The organism is Spirosoma validum, assembly GCF_014699035.1.
Lineage (GTDB): Bacteria > Bacteroidota > Bacteroidia > Cytophagales > Spirosomataceae > Spirosoma > Spirosoma validum.
Window position 1 is genome coordinate 20,401 of the sequence record NZ_JACXAA010000017.1, and the last position, 20,726, is coordinate 41,126.

The window sequence follows — 20,726 nt, forward strand, 5'->3', positions numbered from 1 at the left end:
TTAGCGGCTCAACGTCAACAGGAAACATGAACTTCAACCTACTTGCTGTCTTTTTAACGCTCTGCTTATCCGTCACGGGTTGGGCGCAAAGCATCGTTGCTGACAAATCGTCCTTTGCCATTACGTCGGCGGTGATTTATGTCGATCCCGGTGAGCCCGAACTTGTAAAAACGGCAGCAACACTATTGCAACAGGATATTGAGCAAGTGACGGGTAAGAAACTGTCGATGATTACGGACATCAACCAGGCATCCAAAAACGTCATTGTCATTGGCACCCTACACCAGTCATCCTTTCTAAAGCAACTGGTTTCACAGAAGAGACTAAGCCCGAATGCCATCGAAGGGAAATGGGAAGCCTCACTGATTCAAACCATCAGCAAACCGGTTCAGAAGGTGTCTCAGGCGCTTATCATTGCGGGTAATGACCGACGGGGGGCGGCTTATGGTGTATTCGAACTGTCAAAACAAATCGGGGTTTCGCCATGGTACTGGTGGGCCGACGTACCTGTTGTGAAGCGAAAGGAGATTTTCATTAAGGAAAATACCTCCCTAACCGATGCGCCGAAAGTTAAATACCGGGGGCTGTTTATTAACGACGAAGCACCGGCACTTTCCGGCTGGACCAAAGAGAAATTCGGCGGGTTCAACCACAAATTCTACGGGAAGTTTTTCGAGCTGGTGCTTCGGCTCAAAGGCAATTACATCTGGCCAGCCATGTGGGGCAATGCCTTTTATGCAGATGACTCCCTGAACATAAAGGTTGCCGATCAATTCGGCATTGTGATTGGTACGTCGCACCATGAGCCGCTGATGCGGGCGCACGACGAATGGCGACGGGCCGGTGGTGGTCCATGGAATTATGAAACCAATAAAGAAAAATTGCAACAGTTCTGGCGGGACGGTATCAAAAGAGCGACCAACGAAAAGATTGTGAGTGTGGGCATGCGGGGCGATGGTGATGCACCGATGTCGAGGGAAACGGCCACCGCGCTGTTGGAACAGATTGTAACCGACCAGCGCGCCATTATCAGCGACGTAACGGGTAAGCCAGCGGCCGAAACGCCACAGCTATGGGCGCTCTATAAAGAAGTGCAGGATTATTACGATCAGGGGATGCGAGTGCCGGATGACGTAACGCTGCTGCTTTCCGACGATAACTGGGGCAACCTCCGTAAACTCCCCCGACTGGATGAGAAACCGCGCAAAGGCGGCTATGGAATCTACTATCATTTCGATTACGTCGGCGGTCCCCGAAACTACAAATGGTTGAATACCAATCCGCTTCCGCGTATCTGGGAGCAAATGCACCTGGCCTGGGAATACAAGGTACGCGATATCTGGATTGTCAATGTTGGCGATATCAAACCGATGGAATTTCCGATTTCCTTCTTTCTGGACTATGCCTGGAATCCCGAAAAAATCGACGCCGATCAACTCCAGCGCTACACCGAAAACTGGGCGACTGACCAGTTTGGGAAGCAACAGGCTAAAGAGATCGCTACGCTGCTGGCGAAATACGCAAAATACAATTCCCGACGAAAACCGGAACTGCTCGACGCCAATACGTATAATCTGCACACGGGCGAGTGGAAAACGGTTGTTGATGAATACACGGATTTACTGAAAAAAGCAGAGAAAATAAACAGCGTATTACCGACTGATTATAAAGATGCTTATTTCCAGTTGGTATTACATCCAATAAAAGCCTGTGCGAATCTGAATGCCATGTATTATTACGTTGCCCTGAATAAAGAAGCCTACCAGGCTAAAGGGAAAAAGACCAATGCGTATGCCGATAAGGTAAAAGAACTGTACGCCAACGATTCGCTGATTACGCAGCAATATCATCATTTGAACAACGGCAAGTGGAATCACCTGATGAGTCAGACGCACATCGGCTATACGTACTGGCAACAGCCCAATCAGCAAAAAATGCCAGCCGTGTTCTATAGCTCATCCGATTCGGCCGTAGTTACTAAAACGATTTCCGTTCAGGACACCAAACAGAGAATCTCCATTGCCGCCGATCAGTTTACCAAAGCGGTAAACACTAATGGCGTCACCTGGAAAGTTTTGCCTGATCACGGCAGAACCGGATCGGCTATTACGCCTTTTCCGGTTACGGCTACCGAGCAGAAGCCGGGTGGCAATTCGCCCCAGCTTCAGTACGACGTCGTTATGGATCGTGAAAGCGAGTTTGCAATCAATGCGTACTTCTCGCCTACGTTGAATTTGTTCAGGGACGAAAACGGCCTGCAATATGGCATGTCGGTAGACGACGAGATCCCGCAAATCATTAGCCTGAACAAAGAGGATAAAACCAGCGACAAAGGCATCTGGAATAAATGGGTGTCGGAGAACATTATTATCAAATCCACTACGCACAAAATCGCCAAAGCTGGTAGGCATACCGTGAAATTCTGGATGGTCAATCCCGGTGTGGTTCTGCAAAAGCTGGTACTTGATTTTGGTGGTTCGGAGAAGAGCTATCTTGGGCCGGAAGCAACAGGGGGGAAAACCACAAAAAAATAAGCAAATGCAATCCAGATTCATTTCTGTTACCGGCCTGATCATGATCACCCTGTTTGTGTCAACAGGTGTACAGGCTCAACTTCGCTTACCCAAACTAATCAGCGATGGCATGGTGCTGCAACGGGACGCTACGCTCAAAATTTGGGGATGGGCCAGTTCAGGCGAGCGAATTACCGTACGGTTTAACAATAAGAACTACAAAACGGTAACCGAGGCCAACGGACAATGGCTGGTAAAGCTGCCACCCATGCCGTCGGGAGGGCCGTTTACGATGGAGATTGCTGGTAAATCACGACTCGAATTAAAAGACATTCTGATCGGCGACGTATGGTTTTGCAGTGGGCAGAGCAACATGGTTCACCAGTTGAATATTCACGACGTAACGTATGCAAAAGAAATTGCAGAGGCCAACGATCCGCAAATCCGGCAGTTCTGGATTCCTACCCTGACGAACCTGCAAGGGCCTCAAAAGGATCTTCCGAGTGGACAATGGAAAGCCGTCGTCGGCGAAGACGTTCGTCCTTTTTCGGCGGTCGAAGAGGGTCTAACCGATTTTTCGACGCTAAAAGCGACAATCGAAAAAAACAAGGATACTACGTATATCAATAGCCTTACTAAAAGGCAGTCTAGTACTTCTTGACTAGCTTCACCTGTTGATTTGGGTATGACAGGTAAAAGTGATTTTGATGAACAGGTTAGTCGGTTTTCTTCCTGTATGCGATCCATTAAAAAAGTCGGCCTTTTCAAAGGCCGACTTTTTTAATGGATCGCATACGTCGTACTTCTTATGGCTTCGAGGTGCCGCTCGATGAACTGCTTCCTGAGGTGCCGCTACCGCTTTTCATTTTGCGGCCACTATTTTTGCCCGTTGAGCCTGAAGACATGTCGCCCGACTGACCGGAGGTCGAACTATTGTCGGTAGTGGTCGAGCTTTTATCCATCGTACCCGAATTCATTTTACTGTTTTTGCCGGACTGATTTTTCATATTGCCCGAGCTACCCGTTGTTGGTTGGCTGGTGCCGTTTTGAGCCGACGACCCATTGGTGCCGTTACCCGTACCACTGGTTGAATTAGCGTTCTGCGCCTGAGCGCTGAAAGCGGCTACTCCCAGTAGCAACGCTCCCATGATGATGACTTTTTTCATAGCGTTAAGAAGCTGGCAGTCTAGTTAAGCCAGCCCAGATCTAACGGCTTGTGTAGCTAAAAATGTTTAAAAATAATCTCACTTTAACACCAACTTAATCGCAGAATTCAGACGTATTTTTTTTGCTATGATTCGCTCTGAGTGTCATTCTTGTAAAAGATCGCCCGCCCGCTTGCTCCATTCCTGCAAACGGCGCAAAGCGGCTGTCTTGCTGGAACCATCACTACCATTAGCCCCAAAAAAGTACGCTTCATCTTCCCGACTGAATAAGTTTATTACGTTAGCTGCTTCCAGAAAGATTTGCTTATCATCAGCCGCTACACCTGATAAGTTATTAATCAGCTCTTTAATGGTATGATGTTGATCGCGGATAGGGCAATGTATGCCGATGGACTTAAGCCTCGAAGCGATTGGATATTGGAATTATCAAAACTCCAGGCTCTGTTTTGAACCGACCGGCCATTAACCTGGGTGGGTTCCGGTAAGTAACTTCCTGAACAAATGAGAGCAATCATGGGATTACTGGCCGTTCCGCTGTAGGCGATCCGACCAAAATACAAAACCGTATTACGGGGAAATTTGAGGCTGAGTAATTATATATACCCGCACGTCTATGCTTCTTTGTTTAACATCACCGTTTCTATCTGGCTATGTTCAACGGTTAGATTGACCGAACGCTCACCCCTAGGCCGGGTACGGTGGACAGTGTTCTTAGGAATAGTCAACAACTGACCGGCTGACAATTCGATGGTTTGGGTTTCTAAGTCAATTACTAAAACGCCCTCCATCCCGATAAAGGTCTCATCCGAATTGGGATGGTAATGCCAGTCATAGGTGTAGGTCATTACGCTCACTTTAACGACATGATCATTAACCTGGGCCAACGAGAAGTTAGCATACGGCGCTGTAACGGCGCGCGATAGTTCATTAATATCAGTAAGGGTTAGGGGAATAACCTCCATAGTTTACAACCGTTCCTGTTTAATTTAGCTTTCGAACTCTTTAATTCTTGTCTCAATAAAGGTGTCTGTTTGCTCCTGAAACTCACGTAGCTTTAAGGCCGTAGGGACGCCCAAATTGCGCAGAGCCATTACATTGTGGCTTGTGTCCGCATCTGTCCGGTAAGAAGTACAATCAGAATACCTAAAGCAATGGGGAAGATGCCAATATACCCCATTGAGTTATCAAATCCTGCTGGATGAAGCATTAGGGTGAAGGTCAGACCACCAGCCACCAATACATTTGCTAAGTGAATAAAGCTATTACTGCTTATGCCGCCCGCACCCGTTACTCCCCGGGCCGCCATGAATGCGTACATGGCTTGAACAGCCTGGAGGAAGGCGTACATCATGGCCCAGAAACCCAACACATCCACAAAACCTTCTAGCGTACCATTTGACAATAAAATGATAGCGATGCCAAAACCTATATCGGCAATCCCGTGGAGAATACCCCAAACGTTATTTTTTTCCAGCCGGTTAGAAAAAGAAAAAACTAACTGAAGGATGCCCGCCAGAAGGGCCATTGCCCCAATAATTTGCCCGGATTGCACCGAATAGGTGCTGGCAAAAATAAACATGGTAGCCCCTATCAATATATAGAGCGTACCCCGAGCGCTTAAGAGCCACCAGCGCTGGAGTGTCAAACGATTAGCTTTCATAACCTTGCGTATTATTTGTGACTCAACAGGGTGTGGAAGCGGTTTGTTTTTTGGTCAGTGCTGGAAGACACTCAATAGGTTGCAGAGGTAGCCCAGCTGAACCTGGAAGAAAACGTTGATCACTTTATTTATTCAGCCCGAATGACGGGTGACGTATCCAGGAGCAGACAAGTCGACTTCACAATAGCCCGCGCCAGATTCAGAGGACACCTGAACCAACACGGCCTTCCTGCACATATACAAAGCCTCTCAAGCGATAGTTTAACCAAGCGAACAAGCAAATTCATCGAGTATTTGCGTGTACTCGACGAACTGTTTAAAGCAATACGAAGTCACTTTGTCGGCCGGGCAGTATAAACATGTCTGGCAGTTGAATTATTGACAGCAGTAAGAAGGCCCCGGCAAGCCGTCGGGGCTTTTTTCTTATCTTGTAACCATGTTAAGCTCCACAAGTATAAAATCAACTTTGTTTTTAGTTCTTTCATTTCTCTGTAGTATTACCCTGAGCCATGCTCAGGTGGGCATTGGCACAACCACTCCCCAAGCCTTCTTTAACGTAGCTGTGGGCAGGGATGTGCTGTTTGGAGAAAATTTGACCAACTCCGGTAATACGAACAAACTTATCTAGTACGCCAGCAAAGCCGCCATGCGGGCAGGTTATGTAGATGATGCAAGCTGGAATACGCTTACCATCGGACCCTATTCGCTGGCTACTGGCTATAATACGAAAGCCAATGGTAATTATATATAGCTTTAGGGTTTCAGACCACTGCCAGCGGAGAAGCTGCCGTAAGCCTGGGGGCTTCTACCACTGCATCGGGTACAGCCGACACTGTAATGGGCAACCAGTCGACAGCCAGCGGGTCATCGGCTACGGCGATGGGTCTGCAAACAATGTCCGATGGGAACTATGCTACGGCCTTAGGGTATCAAACAACAGCGAGTGGCTTTTCGTCTACAGCACTGGGCTATCAAACCAGGGCTAGTGGCTCGCATCCACGGCGCTAGGGGCCAATGTATCGACGAATAGTCAGGTTGGCTCGTTTATCATCGGCGATTATACGACAGGCTATGCTTATTCCAGCAAAAAAACCTATCAAATGATGATGCGCTTCAGTGGCGGTTATGTGCTTTATAGTAGCGCTCCGGCCAGTCAAAGCACAGCTATAGGCGTGCAACTGCTGTCCGGAGGTAATGCCTGGACGACCATTTCTGACTCGACCCGTAAGGAGAAGTTTCGTCCCGCCGACGGAGCTAACTTTTTACAAAAGATCAGTGCTATGCGCTTAGGTAGCTGGAACTATAAAGGGCAGGACCTAAAGCAATATCGTCACTACGGTCCAATGGCCCAGGACTTCTTTGCGGATTTTGGTCAGGATGAACTGGGTGCTATTGGCGAAGACAAGAGTATTAATCAGGCAGATTTTGACGGCGTAAACCTGATTGCCATTCAGGCGTTGATCAAAAAGGTAGAGAGACTAGAAGCCTATAATCAACACCTTCGGGCGGAGTTAAAAGCCTCCCGTCAAGATCAGCAATTAACCCAGGAACTAGCTACCTTCCTAGCCAGACTGAGCACTCAGCTAAACACGCCAGCAGCCAGTCTTAAGCTATAGCTATACCATCTGGAAAGTGTAAAATGTGCAGACTCGAAAACAATCCTTTCATTTTTCTTCTCTATATTTTATTGTTTACATTTAATAAAATATATAATGTTATTGTTTTCATTTGTATAAAAAGGTAACTTGTTCCCTCTTTAACGTGATATGAAATCAATCATCAAAGACTACCAATTGGCTGCGGAACTGCTCAAGACAATCGCTCATCCAATCCGGCTACGGATCTTGTTAATACTAGCTCAGGAGCCCTCGCTGAACGTATCGACTCTACAGCATGAACTCAAGCTGGATCAATCGGCGTTATCACACCATTTGATCAAGATGAGGGACCGGGGGATTTTAAATAGCGACCGACGCAACAGGGATATGTACTATTACTTGGCTGACCCGGCGTTTGTTCAGGTTATTAAACTAATGCTAGAGCGAGAGATAAAGTAAGCCTGTCCTGTCATTTCTTATTTATTTTGGGGGTAGCTCGATTGATAAGCTTAGTGGTTTAGCTACTAATGGCCAGCACTTTTGTTCAAGAGGTCTTTGGCAAACATACCCTTGCTGAGCGGTTCCGAGCTAGCTTATACGTACCATTATTTAGCCGTGTCGCAGGAGTGCTGATCTGGCTTTTAGGGACTGATACAGAAACGTTAGTGAGCTCTTGACGCCTTGCTGAACAAACTAACAAACAAACATTAAACCTGATACCCAGGACTCAGTTTTTAGATTCAGCGGGCCATCTGCTGGGCGTAATAGCGCTGAATCTTTTCCCGGCTTCGCTTGAGTCGCATCTTCACAGCGCTCAGCTTGATCTGGTACAACTGAGCCAATTTTTCCAGGCTTAAGACTTACTTAATGAGGAAAATCTAAACAAAAATAGAAAGATCGGATAGAATTTACTTTTATATGATAATAATTTGTCGTACGGCAAGATTAGGTACATACAGTTAGCGGTGATGGTTCTCTTATTATCATTGGATAATAAATGGTCATTTTCTGGTCCACATTTCACTAAGTCGTTTTTGCTTTTTTGTCTAGTTTATTCACAGCGTTTTGGGGTGAGCTGTGGACAAGTAGGAGAAGGGGTACATAGGGGGCTTTTGTGTCGCAAGTGATCTAGATCTGTACTAACAACCGGTTAATAAATTCGATGCTTATTCCGGAACACGCCCTTAGCTAAGTGTGTAATTAGGTTGCCATGATCCCAGTAATAAAAGCTGTACTCTGGCCCTGACCCAACTCTACGCTGACCGGTAGCTTCCTTCGGTAGGCAACAATGGCGGGTAATGACGAAGGGGACGGCTACATTGCATTTAGGGAATAGGCTTGTTAACTATGACTATCACCGCCTGCCTCTTTCAGGCTTTCCAATGATTAACCCTAACAAATGAACCCAATTGATGCCACTAAAATTGATGCAACTAATCGAATCCTTCAACAAATAAAAGCGGAAAATGGCCCTACTCCTCTGGTGTTCACACTGGTTAAACTAAAGACTTTGTGCTTTGAACTGCTGCAAACCAGCCTTGACAACCCGTACCTCCGTCAGCTATACGAGACGCTCCAACACATCAGCTAGCGTCAAGTAAATGACATGCTTGATTGCTATCAACAGAATCAGCAACAGGCTTATCAAGAGATCTTTACCCAAATCCAGCATCGCATTGATGACTTAGTGAAGGAACTACCCTACTAATTACTAGACGGCAAATAATTATCTAAGACGAAGCTGGCAATACTAGCCGCCCCGGCAGGCTCACCAAGTTCCACCAGTAGCGACGGAAGGTGTAAAAATGGGTGAGCCATTTGTTAAAGGAATCGGGTTTGATGATCTAGGAGTTTATGCCGGCCTGACACCAATCCGAAATATCTTGCTGATGCTGGCTGTGGCTTAATAAAATAATGGGTATCCTTGTATAGCCTGCCTGAGATTTTAGAAATTGTAAGACCGCCAATCCGTCGGCTCGACTGGGCAAGGTAGGCTCCAATAAAATTAGCAAAGGCAGGACCAGGTTATGTGCCAGGTTTTTCTCCAAATAGGCTTGCAACTGGGTGAAGTGAGCCATCCAGATGGGTTCTGTCTGAGGGAAACACTGCATCTACGCTGAACGAATAATGAGCCAATGATCGGCGTTTGATTCGATAACTAATATAGGGACTCGGTTGATTTTTGGGCTTTTACTCATTAATAAAAGGTAAGCAACTGGTTCGACATATACGTTGATGTGCTGCGATCAGATGTCATTCGAGGGTATGAATTAGCCTGATGACGCCGACAAAAGCTGTCAATACTTGATCCCTACTAGATCAACACAAATCCAAGCGATCCTCTTTTGACGAATGAGGGAGCGGGAGAGGTATGTGTTAAGAGGTTACTAAGCTATTACTCCAGACAGGATAAATTGTGGCTAACCTCGCGGGTCGACAACATTGATTGGCCAATGAAGCATAACTATTTATCTAAATCAAAAGCCACTTACTGGATTGCAGCAAGTGGCTAGTGGGAAAAGTGACCCCGGACGGGCTCGAACCGTCGACCCATTGATTAAGAGTCAATTGCTCTACCAACTGAGCTACGGAGTCATGTTATATAGATACAACAACTTTTCTTTAGAATAATGCCGTGTATCAAATAAAAAAGCACTTACAATTTTTACGTCGTAAGTGCCTGATTTTGAGTGGTGGGAGTTGACGGGTTCGAACCACCGACCCTCTGCTTGTGAGGCAGAGGTTACATATTCTGAATATCTCTGCTTATATACATCAAATGCTTTAAATCAATCTATTAGGGCTGATTTTGTTCTGGTTGATGTTGGTTATTTCCAGTTGTTCTGGTAGATTTGTTTCAACCAACGTTTCAACCAGTGCGTTGGTTGAAACAAAAATGGCAGGTACTAGGACAACAGATCATAAAGAAGGTAAAGCTACTGTCAAAGTAGTTTATTATACGCATAAGACACTTGCTGATGGGTCTCATCCATTTGTCGTCCGTATTACTAAAAATCGAAAGAATCGTTGGATTTCAACAGGCTTAAGTTTACACCCCAAATATTGGAATGAGCAGAAAAAAGAGATACGTCGTAGTTATCCTGAGACAGAGCGATCGAAATTGCTAAAAAAGCTGGCGGAGTGGCAGGAAAAATATGAGAAAGTAGTTGAAATGGTAACCGACATGGATGAGCAATATGACGTCAAGTCGATAGCTGCGAAAGCCGTGGAAAATCGCAAACAAACGCGTAAGATAACCTTGTTAGCTTATATTGATTCGATAGTCGAGGGCATGGTAAAAGCCAATCAAACAGGAAACAGCATCGTCTATCGGGATCTACGCAATCAGCTGCATAAATTCATTGTAGATGAATATGATACCTCTGATGTATCCTTCGATAAGATTACAGTGAAATTTTGTTATGAATGGGAAAATACCTTACGCATTACAGGGGCGACAGATAATACGCTAAGTAATCGCTTCAGGACACTTCGTGCTGTTTTAAACCGGGCTATAGCCAATGGCTATGCAAAGGCGGATAATTATCCTTTTGCGCGTAATGTGGCGGAAAAACATAAGTTTAGTGTAGGTAAGTTTGATACGTCAACGCAGAAACGGGCTATTAGTCGAGATCACATACGTAAAATTGAAGCCTATCAACCAGTTGGTGCCGCTACTGGTCCATACGCCCAGCTGAAAAATGATGCTGAAATTGAACGGCTCCAACGAGCTAAAGATATTTTCCTGTTTTCATTTTATGTAGCCGGGATAAATTTTGTTGACTTAGCTAAGCTTCGCTGGCGAGATATTCAGATTGATGATATTGAAAATCAACGTATTAATTACGTTCGACAAAAAACGGGAGGAAAATTTTCTCTGAAGCTGTTAGAACCCGCAATGGCTATAATTGAGCGTTACAGAGCAGAAACGTATACTGGACCAGACAGCTATATTTTCCCTATCCTCAATGTTCAAACTCATACTACTGTTGTCAAAATCAACAATCGAATTCACAAGGTCTTAGGGCAAACCAATACAGATTTAAAAACTATTGGCAGGACTATTGGCTTGACAATACCATTGACAACTTACGTAGCCCGTCATTCTTTTGCTATGGCTCTTATTCGAGCAGGAGCGGGCAAATCAGTCGTTGGGCAAGCTTTTCAACATGGAGCAGAGTCAACTACGAATGTGTACGTGAATAGTTTCGAGAATAGCGATGTTGATAGAGCTATGGATTCGTTGCTATAAAGCAGATATACGGGTCTATTGCTCCAATTGATCCTGATACTTTTCATTCAGAACGGCTATCTGTTTGGCAATGTCATTTCGTAGTGAATCCGGAGAAAGCAATTGTGCATTAGCCCCTAATCGTAAAACTTCGGATATAAATTCATAATTAGGGATAAGCTTATATTGGAACGTTACGCCTGTTTCATTGGCCGAATGAATCTGTTGTGAGTGATGAATTGGCCGTGTTTCCAAATAAGGGGCTGTATTCACATCAACTTGAAGAAGTACTGTTTCAATGTCTTTATTAGCTGGCCGAGTAACCCCAACAATATCATTAAAGTATGTTGTGGGGTTAAAGTGTTTATTGGCTTTAAATAATTTTTTTGTTGATTCAATCGTCTGTATACGATCCAAAGCCAGATTGTAGACCGTATCTTTTTCAGATACCCAACCAAATACATACCACCGTTGACGATATTCCTTTAGATAGTAAGGATGAAAAGTAAACACTTCGTCTACACTTGCCTGAAATGCCCGATACGTAATTCTTGAAACCTGCTCAGTACGGATGGCCTGATATAAAGGCTCCAGGTACTCATACCCGCGGACTAAGCGAGTGTTTTCAAAGGAAACGATAGTTTCATCTGGATCGTTGGTAATAGCCTTACCCTCAATCTTTGTTACAATAGCCTCAATCTCCTGAAAATGAGGTAACCCCCTAAATTGCTTCAGCAAAGTAATGGCTTCAGTTAAGCTTCGAATGTCTTCTGTATTAAGAGCCTTTTTTTCAATGCTAAATTCAAGATCATAGTAAAAATACACTCCTTCCTGGCAAATAATAGGTGCATCGAAACCTCTCGGCGGCAAGCTACGCATGATGTGAATATCTTCTTTGAGTTGCCGATCGCTAATCCCCTTATTGATACCAAAATGCGCATTTAGCTCGCTGGATACGTGATCAATTAGACGCTCAATTGTCCAACGACGTGAACCATCACGGAAACATTCGTTCAGAACCCGGTAACGAAAACTGGCGTTTTTATTGGTTGCCATATGAATTTTTAGAATCTTACAGCAAAATGCAGAAAGAGTGCATTTGAGGCAACTAATTTTGCCGAAGTTCTTTCTTTTCCTGAATCGCCTGTCCTAAGGTATTGATTGTGTGCACGTGCGTTTCGCTGTGTAGTCTGGTGTAAGCCGGACTGAATGTAGTTGGGTAATTGGTGGTGTTGATGGTTGAAGTGAATGCTCTTTAACTGTTGGCCTGGACTGTATTACTTTAATTATATTATTAATTATTGTATGCTTATTCATACATAAAGAGTACCGAGGCAACTTGCCTCCGTTCAGGTGGTTCAGGATTTTTTCGTTATGTCTCTAGATCAGCAGCAAATCGATAGTATTCGTCAACAGTTTGCCTCTATGCAAAACAAAGAGGAATTACTTGTGCTGCTAAATTTGGCCAAATCCTTACTATTTGAGAAGGGAACAGAAAAGTCGATTAAGCTTCACTCGCTGACCTGGTATAGCAATACATCGTTAAATGCTGTACGATACCAGTCATTTACGATCCGTAAGAAAAGCGGAGGTGAGCGAACTATTCATGCGCCTGTTGGCCCGTTGAAAACGATTCAGCAATGTTTAAATTTTGTTTTACAGTGCGTTTTTGTACCCCATCCGGCGGCAACAGGTTTTGTTATTGCCAAAAGCATTGCTGACAATGCCCGACCTCACGTTGGTCATCCATATGTGTATAATCTTGACTTGAAAGACTTTTTTCCGAGTGTTAATTTCCAGCGAGTGAAAGCTTGTCTTAAACTACCTCCTTTCAACTTGAATGAGACGCGGGAACCGTTGGCTTTTCTGATTGCTAACCTTTGTTGTGTTCGTAACCCCATCGATCCGAAACAAGCTTTTCTTCCGCAGGGGGCACCGACCTCTCCGGTACTGACGAATATTGTCTGTCAGCAGTTAGACCGTCGCTTGACCGGCTTGGCTAAACGGTTCGGAGCTTCATACACCCGCTACGCCGACGACATGACGTTCTCTTCCTTCACGAATGTCTATCAGCCCGGTAGCGAGTTTTGCCAGGAGCTAAATCGTATCATTAGTGGTCAACGCTTCGTTATCAATCCTTCCAAAACCCGTCTGCAACGCACAGGTTACCGACAGGAAGTGACTGGTTTAGTAGTTAACAATAAAGTGAATGTCAACCGCCGTTATCTACGGACGCTTCGAGCCATGTTGCACAATTGGGAGACATTAGGATATGACGAAGCTGACAGACGCTTTAAACAGGCGTATGCACTCGATCGTGCTTATACTGGTAAAAAAGCACCTGCCCTTCTAAATGTATTGATGGGAAAGTTGGAATTTACGAAGATGGTGCGTGGCCAAGAAGATGTCTTGTACAGCCACTATAAACAAGTTTTTGAAACTCTGCTGGCTGAAACGACAGATCAAAAACCAGTGGAATTAGAACAAATTTTGGATATTTGGGAAGAGCAGGGTATCGAAAAAGCAATGATCCTCTTTGAACGTTACAAGGCTCTTTAAATTCATATGGACGCCCGTAGAATTCAGTTTCTAATTGCTATGCAGCGCGAGATAGATAAACTCGAAGCGAAGGAGGGAGAATCGACACGTGTTGAGCGTCTAAAAAGTCGATTTTATGATGTTGTGGAAATTGAGGAGATGACAGTGGGGGGGCATGGACAACAGTCAGAGGATAGTAAAATCTCAGGGAATTCGATTGTATTACAGAATGAAGGATCAAATCAATACAGAAGCTTGGATGGTTCAATTGATAACCAAATCAAGGCGGGTAATGAAAAGCAATCTAATTCGCTAAGTACTGGACATCCTAAAACTGATGAGGTATCCAGAGCATTCCCACACAAGCCTAAAGATGTAGCCAATTTTATGAAATTGTTTGATGATTCAAATGGTCTAAAATATCTGACTCACGAATTTGATGAACCAAATGCTACTTTTTATGTAGATGATTTCTTATCTAGTTCAGAAATACTATTTAAAGAATATGACAAAAAGTATATAATTCCAAAATCTCTATGGAGTTTGATAGAAAATTTTGCTTTCAAGGAAGCTCCAGACTGGACTGCTGAAAAACAAATGAAAGAGGGATGGGCATCTCCAAAATGGAAAGATTGGGCTAGGCATAATGGTCATCCATTAAAAAATCGTGATTTTGAAAATATAGTACAGTCCTTTAGGAAGTCTACTAGAGTAAAAAATACTTTAGATTATTTAATTAATTTAGTTATTGACGATAAGTTTAAGGAAAAAAGAAGTGAGTTTAATTTCGATTTCTTTGATCTCGATAAAGCAGATTTTTATACCTATGTGGTTAACTTCAGGAGAGCTCTTCGCGCTTTGTTTGATGAAATCTGTGAGCGTCCTAAATATCCAAACGTATCGATTCGATATAAAAGATTAATAGATAATGATTATAGAACCAGAGTAATAGAAATATTTCAAGAAAATTCTTATCCAACAAATAAGACTTTAGGTGAAACACTGGAAAAATATAAAAAAGGTGGTGGCCATCTGTGGAATATACGTCAAAACTTATTTGGCTATTGTGATTGGTATATTGAAACTATTTGGGATGAAAAACCGATACGTCTTCATCTATTAAAAGAGGGTATGAAAGACTCTAAAATTGAGTTTAATATTGAAGAATTAGAAGCTATTTCGCAACCAGGTTTTATGCACACACTAATTTTTTATTTTAAATGATTTACTTATTGGATGATAACAAAGATGATAAACGGAAAACCACATTCAACGTTAGTTATGTTGATGATGGAAGCTTTAGTGATTGCCTTACAGCTATCTCACATCTACCACAAAATGCAGATTTAGGATTTATGTCGGACGCTCGTTGTCTATTTATACACGAGAGTACAGAAGATACAGATGCAAATGCAAAGTTCATGAGTGGCTCTACGACGAACGCTCGACGCATAATTGAAGATTTATCTGATAACGGTGATAAAATACCGCTTGTGGTATTCAGCAATCAAATGACAGGAGCTACTATTTATGACTTCGATAACAAACCGTATTGGGTTAAGCAGATTAATAAAACGTTACTTTACCAACAGCGACTTTATCCGTTTTTGAGCCATTATAGAATTACAGGCCATATTGAGTTGAGAATAATAGCCTATGGTGAAAATTATAGGTTAGTTGAGGCAGGCCGATATGCACGTTGCCTCATAGAACCTTTAGTAATATTTGAACGAAGCCAAATGATGGACTTATCATTCCTGCCAAAATTGACTATGCTGGAACGTTTCTATGAATTTATGAACCCCGATGGGGGTTATAACGAATTTGTAAATAGCCTGGAAGATAACCCCATTACAGTTGGTAACTTTGTTGACAATATCTCATTGGTGATTGAAAGTATTAGCGAGAACTATGGCAAAAACACTTACGCTTGGCAAAGATGAAAGTACTTTCGTAGCTGCTCTTGGGTTCAAATTTATTCAGTTACCTCGGTTCTTATCGGATGATGATCGGCACGATTTCACTCTAAATACACTCAAAGAAGTTGAGTTTGATAAATTAGTTATTTTGATCGACAGTGAGGATGGCTATGATGGACTTAAGCTTGGATTGCACATTCGGTTAACGACTCAAATGCATGAGAAGCGGTTGGTACCTATCTTGTTTATAGCTTCTGATACATTGAAAGTCATTCTACGACAGGCTGGTATTTGGGGTCGTATTTTGACTACTAAAGGTTGTTCATTGCAGCAATTCGATGTTACAGCCATACGAAATGGATTAAACTTTCCTCCCTTACGGTTAGAAGCCTTAGACGAGTTTCTCAGGATAATACAACTACAACCTGATGAAACGGTAGGAAGACACTCTTTAGCTAATCAGTGGGGAGCTTATGCATTAAATAAAGCGGCCGGCACCAATGCTTTAAGTAAGAACGAATCACTGGTAAAAGCCCAAAAGCAGCTGTATTTTAAATACATCGAATCAATAAATAATACGTCGAAGCACGTTTCTGTACCAGCTAACCCAGCGGCAAAACCAGTATCATCGACCCCAGTTCAGGTTAATGCAACTGGAAAAAAAATTCTATTAATTGATGATGAAGCTGACAAAGGATGGAGCGACGTTTTACGCGTTATTTTTAAGGTTAGCGATCCGCAAGATTTTATTGTAGTTAATCGGCGTGTATCAGGTTGGTCTGATTTTAAAGATGAGGAAAAGAAGTTAATTATTGAGACAGGCTTTGATTTGTTTTTAGTTGACATGCGCCTAACAGGTAAGGAAGAGGAGGAAGCAGTCGAGCCTAATAAGTTTTCTGGTACAGATGTAGTGCGGTATATTAAACATGATAACAACGGTAATCAAGTTATAGTGTTCACTGCTTCTAATAAAGTTTGGAATTTAAAAGCATTACTTGATAATGGCGCTGATGGGTATTATATAAAGGAATCTCCAGAATATAATTTCTCACAGAGTTTCTCAGTTGAGAATTTTATGAATTTTAAAGCTGAGGCTGAATATTGTTTGCGTCGATCTTTCCTTAAAGAAATGTTTAAAAAAACGCACACATTAAAAGGTTCTTTACTGGAAAAGAAGAAGAGAAGAATAATAAATAAAGAATTAGCAGTGGAAATTTCTCGTTACTTAAATTATTCTTATGATTCTATTACAGACTATAAAACGGATAATACTTCTCAAATTGGTTTGAGTATGGCTTATACCCTTTACTTTCTCATACTAGAAGCTCTGTTTAAACAATTGATTGATTATGACGGAGAAGTAAGTGGGAATATATATAAATTTCAATTTAGAAAAGGGGGTTACCTTAAGAAGTTTAATACTGATACAGGACTAAGTACTGGCCACGATTTAGAAATACAAACTAATGACCATCATTTTAGCCCTAATATACCGTATAAGCAACAATTGTTCAATGTGATTCATTTCGCTGGTTTCTCTTCAGATAGAACTGTAGATATAGTTAGCAAAAGGAATGCATTTCAGCATCCTGACCTTACAAAGAACGAGTCATTTGCCGAAATTAATCTTCAAGACGTGATTATGATATTTGAAGTGGTTTATAAGTTGGTATCTGAGTTATAAAAAAGCAGATCTAATGTATAAGCACTGCATTTCTACTTCCAACCTTTGAGCCAGAAATCAACATCTCTACCACACCATGTCTAGTATTTTATCTTACTTTGCTAAACTTAACTGAGGGCCAGTGGAAAGCAGCTTTACACATTGAGAAATTTTTGAATAGATCTGGGGAAGCACTGCTATCGTTTGATAAAGTTAAGCAGACGTATGCCTGGAAGGCTCTTCAACTAAAAAGCACCTAATCAAAACCCTCTCCTACATTGCGATCAATAATGCAATGGTACTCTCACGCACTTACAGTCGCTGTTGTACACGTAATGTTTACCCGCTTCAATAGTACCTTTTGACGGAGCTGCCCTAAGAATTAAATTTAAAGCTCCGTCTTCTGCGTGCTCCAACTGGCCCAATTGCATTAAAAACTGAAACTCGGCGGCATTCGGGTACTTATCTAACGTAGCTTTAATCGCCTGATAGCTTTGCTGTTGGGAATAAAACCAACTCACTATAGCAATAGTAAGCATTATTGGTATAGTCCAAACTCCATTACGACCTACACCGTACCAGAAAGCCGCCTTGGGATTATCGGTTTGCAATGGTTGCTGACTTTCTCTGATACCAGCTGTTGCCTGTTGAATAAGCGTTTGATAGCGGCTACCAACTTCATCAACTTCAAGTAGCAATAAAGCCCCTGTTTTACCTACGTCAAATCCATATTTGCGTTGTGCCGCTGCCCGTCGATCGTCAATGACCTGCATTACTCTGTTCGGTTACTAATTGCTCAATTTCCCGCTCCATTAACATACGCTCTAAGAAGTCATATTCAGATAAGCCTTTGCCTAATTGCGCATAATGAATAATCTGCTTGCCAACCTCACTATCGGCATCGATGTTGCCGAAATTTTGCAGAGGTATAGCATTTGATTGACAAAACTGTTGTAGTACAGTTTGTTGATCTGAGCGGGCTGGCCCCACGAACCCGTATTGGTTGGCATGTACAATGACCGGAAATAATTGACCAAGCAAGGTCACTACATCCACAAGGTATTCAATACAAGGTTTGAACGCCGTATTACCACCAATGACAATATGGAAAATAAACTGGCCTTGTGTTTGCTGCTCAACCCGTTTGAAAAGCGCTGCTGGAATATCCCGTCGAAGTAAGGCGGGAAGTTGTTCGGACTCTGGTGCTCCAAAATCTAAAAAATACTTATTATAGGAAAGTGCCGATAACTCCAATACCGATCGAAGTAGTAATTGCCGATCTTGTTTATCGCGCTCGTTGAAAAGAGAAAGCTTAGCTACCCGTTTCTGGCTTCTAAGGAAGGCCAATTGGCGATCACTAGTTTTTGTAGAGTTATCTACATCTAAAAACAAAACGGAGGGTTCATGTTCATTCGCCAGCGCATAGAGGTATGTCAAAAATGATTTACCTACGCCACCTTTGGCTTGAAGGATAAAGTGAAATTGTTTCATCGGTTTGCTCGGTAAATAGTGATTAGCTTGCTAGGAATTGGATGAGTGAAGATTGCTTAGTAAGTGAATCTAAATCGGGTACTGTTACGGCAAGTGCTTGGGGATTAGGGCTAACTATTACTGATTTACCTACTGATTTCATCGCTAGTTTAGATCGTCTGGGTTTATGTTTAGATCGGATGTGATAAATAATACTGGGACCTACCTCTATGCCCAAATCATCTGAAATTTTTTGGGCCAGTACATCAGCCGTTAGGGGAGATTCAAACCATTCTTGGTAGTGTAAAAAGAGCAGGTCTCTGCGTTTTGTATTACGTTTTCGAAAAGCATAGAGCAAGTCCTTTTTCGTCGTAGCGTTCATCATATGTCTACAATTGATTTTTACTTAAAAATACATCATTTCGGCTAATTATTATAGATTTGTCAAATAAATGTTAGAAAAAATGTTATTATTAGAATATTTTAGGCTAATTATTAGAAGATTGATAATTTTTATTTGGAGCGAGTTGTCTTTTCGCCGGGGGAAAATGATTGTTTCACTTAGAATTCTCTAAATCTGTCTATGGAACAAGGCCATACTTTCAACCAAGATTCGCAAGCTAAGCGCTCGGGACGCCCAACCAAAAAAGCGGAGCAGATTCGGTGTCATAAAGTGACGATTGCCTTAACCGAAAGCGAATATCAATACTTTAAAAAACTAGCTGGTCATGAACCGTTATTTGTACCTACTGGCCGTAATGCAAGGCCAAAACGACAGCATGGATCAATGGCTGGGCTAATTAGGCGTTTAATGAAAATGAACGGGCTGGGTAAAGGACTGTCGCCTTTAGCAACCGTTGAGCAAGAGCGGATTTTAGGACAGTTAGCAAATCAGTCTAATTACTTACAGCAACTGGGGAGACAGGCGGATGCAGGAGGATTTCTGGCGGTGGTTGTACAAGTAACAAGCCTCATACAAAGAATAAGCGCTATACTAGATGAATATGATCGAATTCGAAGAATTGATCGGAAGGGTGTACCTATTATCAACGTACCCATATGATTGCTAAAGTAAGTATAGGACGTAGCTTTAGTGGGGTAGTACGGTATCTATTCGAAGGCCATCATGACGATTTACAGGTTAACAAGCAGGCCGAAATTTTGGCGGCTAATGGCGTACGGTTAGGATCAATGGAACAGATGATATCGGATTTCAATCGGCACAGAGTACTTAATACAGACTTAGGGGTTGCGGTATGGCATACTGCCTTAGCATTTCATGCGGATGACCGCCCCAAACTGACTGACCCTAAATTAATTGGGTTAGCTGAGGATTATATGCGGGAACTCCGTCTTGATCCCGATAATATACAGTGGCTGTTAGTAAAACATAATGATACCGCTCATCCCCATATCCATTTAGTGATGAGTCGGGTAGATTTTGATGGCCGTACGGTTGACAAAAGTTTTTGCAAAGATCGTAGCCGCGAAGCAGCCAAACGTATTGCCAAACGACAAGGTCTGATCGTTGCTGCAGAACGGCAGCGTTCTAACATAGTTAACGGGCGAGTGATGTCTGCGGAATGGATGGATGCTAAACGCCAAATTCAGGCGGTTGTAGTTGCAGAACTTCCTAATGTTTCTTCTCTGGTTGAGCTGGCTCAAAAGCTTCAATTACAGCAAATTCAGATCCATTTCCAGCATAGAAAGCAGAAAAAGGGGAAAGGAGCTATAACAGGAATTACGTTTGAAGCCAACGGTCATTTCATTCGAGGACGTAACATCGGTAAAGAGTTTAGCGCAGGGCCACTACAAAAACAGATACAGCAATCGCTACTGAACACTCGCTCGCCTAAAGAGCAATTAGAAGCTTCCAAGAAGATTATAGTAGATCCTCAAAAAGTAGTAAAACATGGTCGCCAAAACAGCTTATTTAGCCATAGAATACATTAACTGGCCATAGAATTA

At 42.7% G+C, this 20,726-nt stretch carries 20 protein-coding genes and 1 tRNA gene; 13 read left to right on the forward strand and 8 right to left on the reverse strand.

All coding sequences use genetic code 11. The features are described from left to right. The first annotated feature begins 26 nt into the window (after positions 1 to 26). Positions 27 to 2,534 (forward strand): glycosyl hydrolase 115 family protein, encoded by a 2,508-nt coding sequence (locus IC230_RS29710; RefSeq protein ID WP_191042715.1) that lies wholly within the window; start codon positions 27 to 29, stop codon positions 2,532 to 2,534. A 4-nt stretch (positions 2,535 to 2,538) separates the two neighbouring features. Then, entirely contained in the window at positions 2,539 to 3,174 is a 636-nt protein-coding gene (locus IC230_RS29715; protein WP_223860939.1) for a hypothetical protein, read from the forward strand. A 145-nt stretch (positions 3,175 to 3,319) separates the two neighbouring features. Here IC230_RS29715 and IC230_RS29720 read toward each other — a convergent pair whose 3' ends face one another. The 3 genes from IC230_RS29720 to IC230_RS29730 form a co-directional block, all read right to left on the reverse strand. Further along, positions 3,320 to 3,679 carry a hypothetical protein gene (locus tag IC230_RS29720; protein WP_191042716.1) on the reverse strand — a complete coding sequence of 120 codons (360 nt, stop codon included), beginning with the start codon at positions 3,677 to 3,679 and terminating at the stop codon, positions 3,320 to 3,322. Between the two features lie 611 nt (positions 3,680 to 4,290). After that, positions 4,291 to 4,641, reverse strand: coding sequence for a cupin domain-containing protein (locus IC230_RS29725; protein WP_191042717.1), 351 nt, complete (start codon positions 4,639 to 4,641; stop codon positions 4,291 to 4,293). A 128-nt stretch (positions 4,642 to 4,769) separates the two neighbouring features. Continuing rightward, positions 4,770 to 5,339 carry a DUF308 domain-containing protein gene (locus tag IC230_RS29730; RefSeq protein ID WP_191042718.1) on the reverse strand — a complete coding sequence of 190 codons (570 nt, stop codon included), beginning with the start codon at positions 5,337 to 5,339 and terminating at the stop codon, positions 4,770 to 4,772. Between the two features lie 747 nt (positions 5,340 to 6,086). Here IC230_RS29730 and IC230_RS29735 point away from each other — a divergent pair. From IC230_RS29735 to IC230_RS29750, 4 genes are all read left to right on the forward strand, one after another. Continuing rightward, a complete protein-coding gene (locus IC230_RS29735; protein ID WP_394355515.1) occupies positions 6,087 to 6,347 on the forward strand; it encodes a hypothetical protein in 261 nt (86 codons plus the stop codon). Positions 6,348 to 6,439: 92 nt separating this feature from the next. Next, positions 6,440 to 6,955, forward strand: coding sequence for a tail fiber domain-containing protein (locus IC230_RS29740; protein ID WP_191042719.1), 516 nt, complete (start codon positions 6,440 to 6,442; stop codon positions 6,953 to 6,955). Between the two features lie 150 nt (positions 6,956 to 7,105). Next, positions 7,106 to 7,396, forward strand: coding sequence for an ArsR/SmtB family transcription factor (locus IC230_RS29745; protein WP_191042720.1), 291 nt, complete (start codon positions 7,106 to 7,108; stop codon positions 7,394 to 7,396). Positions 7,397 to 8,336: 940 nt separating this feature from the next. Further along, positions 8,337 to 8,528 carry a hypothetical protein gene (locus tag IC230_RS29750; RefSeq protein ID WP_191042721.1) on the forward strand — a complete coding sequence of 64 codons (192 nt, stop codon included), beginning with the start codon at positions 8,337 to 8,339 and terminating at the stop codon, positions 8,526 to 8,528. 931 nt (positions 8,529 to 9,459) lie between these two features. Here IC230_RS29750 and IC230_RS29755 read toward each other — a convergent pair. After that, positions 9,460 to 9,532: transfer RNA gene (locus IC230_RS29755), tRNA-Lys, on the reverse strand. A gap of 226 nt (positions 9,533 to 9,758) precedes the next feature. On the opposite strand from IC230_RS29755, the gene IC230_RS29760 reads away from it, so the two are divergent. Continuing rightward, a complete protein-coding gene (locus tag IC230_RS29760; RefSeq protein ID WP_223860940.1) occupies positions 9,759 to 11,189 on the forward strand; it encodes a site-specific integrase in 1,431 nt (476 codons plus the stop codon). A 15-nt stretch (positions 11,190 to 11,204) separates the two neighbouring features. Here the strand turns inward: IC230_RS29760 and IC230_RS29765 are convergent, their stop codons facing one another. Next, positions 11,205 to 12,224: a helix-turn-helix transcriptional regulator gene (locus IC230_RS29765; RefSeq protein ID WP_191042722.1), complete on the reverse strand. Its 1,020-nt coding sequence runs from the start codon at positions 12,222 to 12,224 to the stop codon at positions 11,205 to 11,207. A 318-nt stretch (positions 12,225 to 12,542) separates the two neighbouring features. Here IC230_RS29765 and IC230_RS29770 point away from each other — a divergent pair, with 318 nt between their 5' ends. Genes IC230_RS29770 through IC230_RS29785 form a run of 4 tightly spaced genes read left to right on the forward strand, consistent with a single transcriptional unit; the run spans position 12,543 to position 17,309 of the window. Next, the gene (locus IC230_RS29770; protein WP_191042723.1) at positions 12,543 to 13,727 is read left to right on the forward strand and encodes a reverse transcriptase family protein; all 1,185 of its coding nucleotides are present in this window, start codon (positions 12,543 to 12,545) and stop codon (positions 13,725 to 13,727) included. A 39-nt stretch (positions 13,728 to 13,766) separates the two neighbouring features. Further along, entirely contained in the window at positions 13,767 to 14,930 is a 1,164-nt protein-coding gene (locus IC230_RS29775) for a hypothetical protein (protein WP_191042724.1), read from the forward strand. Then, positions 14,927 to 15,649, forward strand: coding sequence for a hypothetical protein (locus tag IC230_RS29780; RefSeq protein WP_191042725.1), 723 nt, complete (start codon positions 14,927 to 14,929; stop codon positions 15,647 to 15,649). The genes IC230_RS29775 and IC230_RS29780 overlap by 4 nt, the downstream gene beginning before the upstream one ends. Then, positions 15,618 to 17,309, forward strand: a complete 1,692-nt coding sequence (locus IC230_RS29785) for a response regulator (protein ID WP_191042726.1) — start codon at positions 15,618 to 15,620, stop codon at positions 17,307 to 17,309. The genes IC230_RS29780 and IC230_RS29785 overlap by 32 nt, the downstream gene beginning before the upstream one ends. Before the next feature lie 263 nt (positions 17,310 to 17,572). On the opposite strand, the gene IC230_RS29790 is transcribed toward IC230_RS29785, so the two are convergent. From IC230_RS29790 to IC230_RS29800, 3 genes are read right to left on the reverse strand one after another with little or no spacing between them, the layout of a single operon-like run. Next, positions 17,573 to 18,061 (reverse strand): hypothetical protein, encoded by a 489-nt coding sequence (locus tag IC230_RS29790; RefSeq protein WP_191042727.1) that lies wholly within the window; start codon positions 18,059 to 18,061, stop codon positions 17,573 to 17,575. Further along, positions 18,048 to 18,779, reverse strand: a complete 732-nt coding sequence (locus IC230_RS29795) for a P-loop NTPase family protein (RefSeq protein WP_191042728.1) — start codon at positions 18,777 to 18,779, stop codon at positions 18,048 to 18,050. The genes IC230_RS29790 and IC230_RS29795 overlap by 14 nt, the downstream gene beginning before the upstream one ends. Before the next feature lie 22 nt (positions 18,780 to 18,801). Further along, positions 18,802 to 19,143 carry a hypothetical protein gene (locus tag IC230_RS29800; RefSeq protein WP_191042729.1) on the reverse strand — a complete coding sequence of 114 codons (342 nt, stop codon included), beginning with the start codon at positions 19,141 to 19,143 and terminating at the stop codon, positions 18,802 to 18,804. Between the two features lie 198 nt (positions 19,144 to 19,341). Between IC230_RS29800 and IC230_RS29805 the strand changes: the two genes are divergently transcribed. Next, on the forward strand, positions 19,342 to 19,821 hold the full coding sequence (locus IC230_RS29805) for a hypothetical protein (RefSeq protein WP_191042730.1): 480 nt from the start codon (positions 19,342 to 19,344) through the stop codon (positions 19,819 to 19,821). Beyond that, positions 19,818 to 20,711, forward strand: a complete 894-nt coding sequence (locus IC230_RS29810; RefSeq protein ID WP_191042731.1) for a relaxase/mobilization nuclease domain-containing protein — start codon at positions 19,818 to 19,820, stop codon at positions 20,709 to 20,711. The genes IC230_RS29805 and IC230_RS29810 overlap by 4 nt, the downstream gene beginning before the upstream one ends. The last annotated feature ends 15 nt before the right edge of the window (positions 20,712 to 20,726 follow it).

Coding starts and splice junctions, on each gene's coding strand:
- IC230_RS29730 (WP_191042718.1), bottom strand. CDS start 5,339: ATGAAAGCTAATCGTTTGACACTCCAGCGCTGGTGGCTCTTAAGCGCT.
- IC230_RS29775 (WP_191042724.1), top strand. CDS start 13,767: ATGCAGCGCGAGATAGATAAACTCGAAGCGAAGGAGGGAGAATCGACA.
- IC230_RS29780 (WP_191042725.1), top strand. CDS start 14,927: ATGATTTACTTATTGGATGATAACAAAGATGATAAACGGAAAACCACA.
- IC230_RS29745 (WP_191042720.1), top strand. CDS start 7,106: ATGAAATCAATCATCAAAGACTACCAATTGGCTGCGGAACTGCTCAAG.
- IC230_RS29810 (WP_191042731.1), top strand. CDS start 19,818: ATGATTGCTAAAGTAAGTATAGGACGTAGCTTTAGTGGGGTAGTACGG.
- IC230_RS29765 (WP_191042722.1), bottom strand. CDS start 12,224: ATGGCAACCAATAAAAACGCCAGTTTTCGTTACCGGGTTCTGAACGAA.
- IC230_RS29790 (WP_191042727.1), bottom strand. CDS start 18,061: ATGCAGGTCATTGACGATCGACGGGCAGCGGCACAACGCAAATATGGA.
- IC230_RS29740 (WP_191042719.1), top strand. CDS start 6,440: ATGATGATGCGCTTCAGTGGCGGTTATGTGCTTTATAGTAGCGCTCCG.
- IC230_RS29805 (WP_191042730.1), top strand. CDS start 19,342: ATGGAACAAGGCCATACTTTCAACCAAGATTCGCAAGCTAAGCGCTCG.
- IC230_RS29710 (WP_191042715.1), top strand. CDS start 27: ATGAACTTCAACCTACTTGCTGTCTTTTTAACGCTCTGCTTATCCGTC.
- IC230_RS29760 (WP_223860940.1), top strand. CDS start 9,759: ATGTTGGTTATTTCCAGTTGTTCTGGTAGATTTGTTTCAACCAACGTT.
- IC230_RS29770 (WP_191042723.1), top strand. CDS start 12,543: ATGTCTCTAGATCAGCAGCAAATCGATAGTATTCGTCAACAGTTTGCC.
- IC230_RS29785 (WP_191042726.1), top strand. CDS start 15,618: ATGGCAAAAACACTTACGCTTGGCAAAGATGAAAGTACTTTCGTAGCT.
- IC230_RS29715 (WP_223860939.1), top strand. CDS start 2,539: ATGCAATCCAGATTCATTTCTGTTACCGGCCTGATCATGATCACCCTG.
- IC230_RS29725 (WP_191042717.1), bottom strand. CDS start 4,641: ATGGAGGTTATTCCCCTAACCCTTACTGATATTAATGAACTATCGCGC.
- IC230_RS29750 (WP_191042721.1), top strand. CDS start 8,337: ATGAACCCAATTGATGCCACTAAAATTGATGCAACTAATCGAATCCTT.
- IC230_RS29795 (WP_191042728.1), bottom strand. CDS start 18,779: ATGAAACAATTTCACTTTATCCTTCAAGCCAAAGGTGGCGTAGGTAAA.
- IC230_RS29800 (WP_191042729.1), bottom strand. CDS start 19,143: ATGATGAACGCTACGACGAAAAAGGACTTGCTCTATGCTTTTCGAAAA.
- IC230_RS29720 (WP_191042716.1), bottom strand. CDS start 3,679: ATGAAAAAAGTCATCATCATGGGAGCGTTGCTACTGGGAGTAGCCGCT.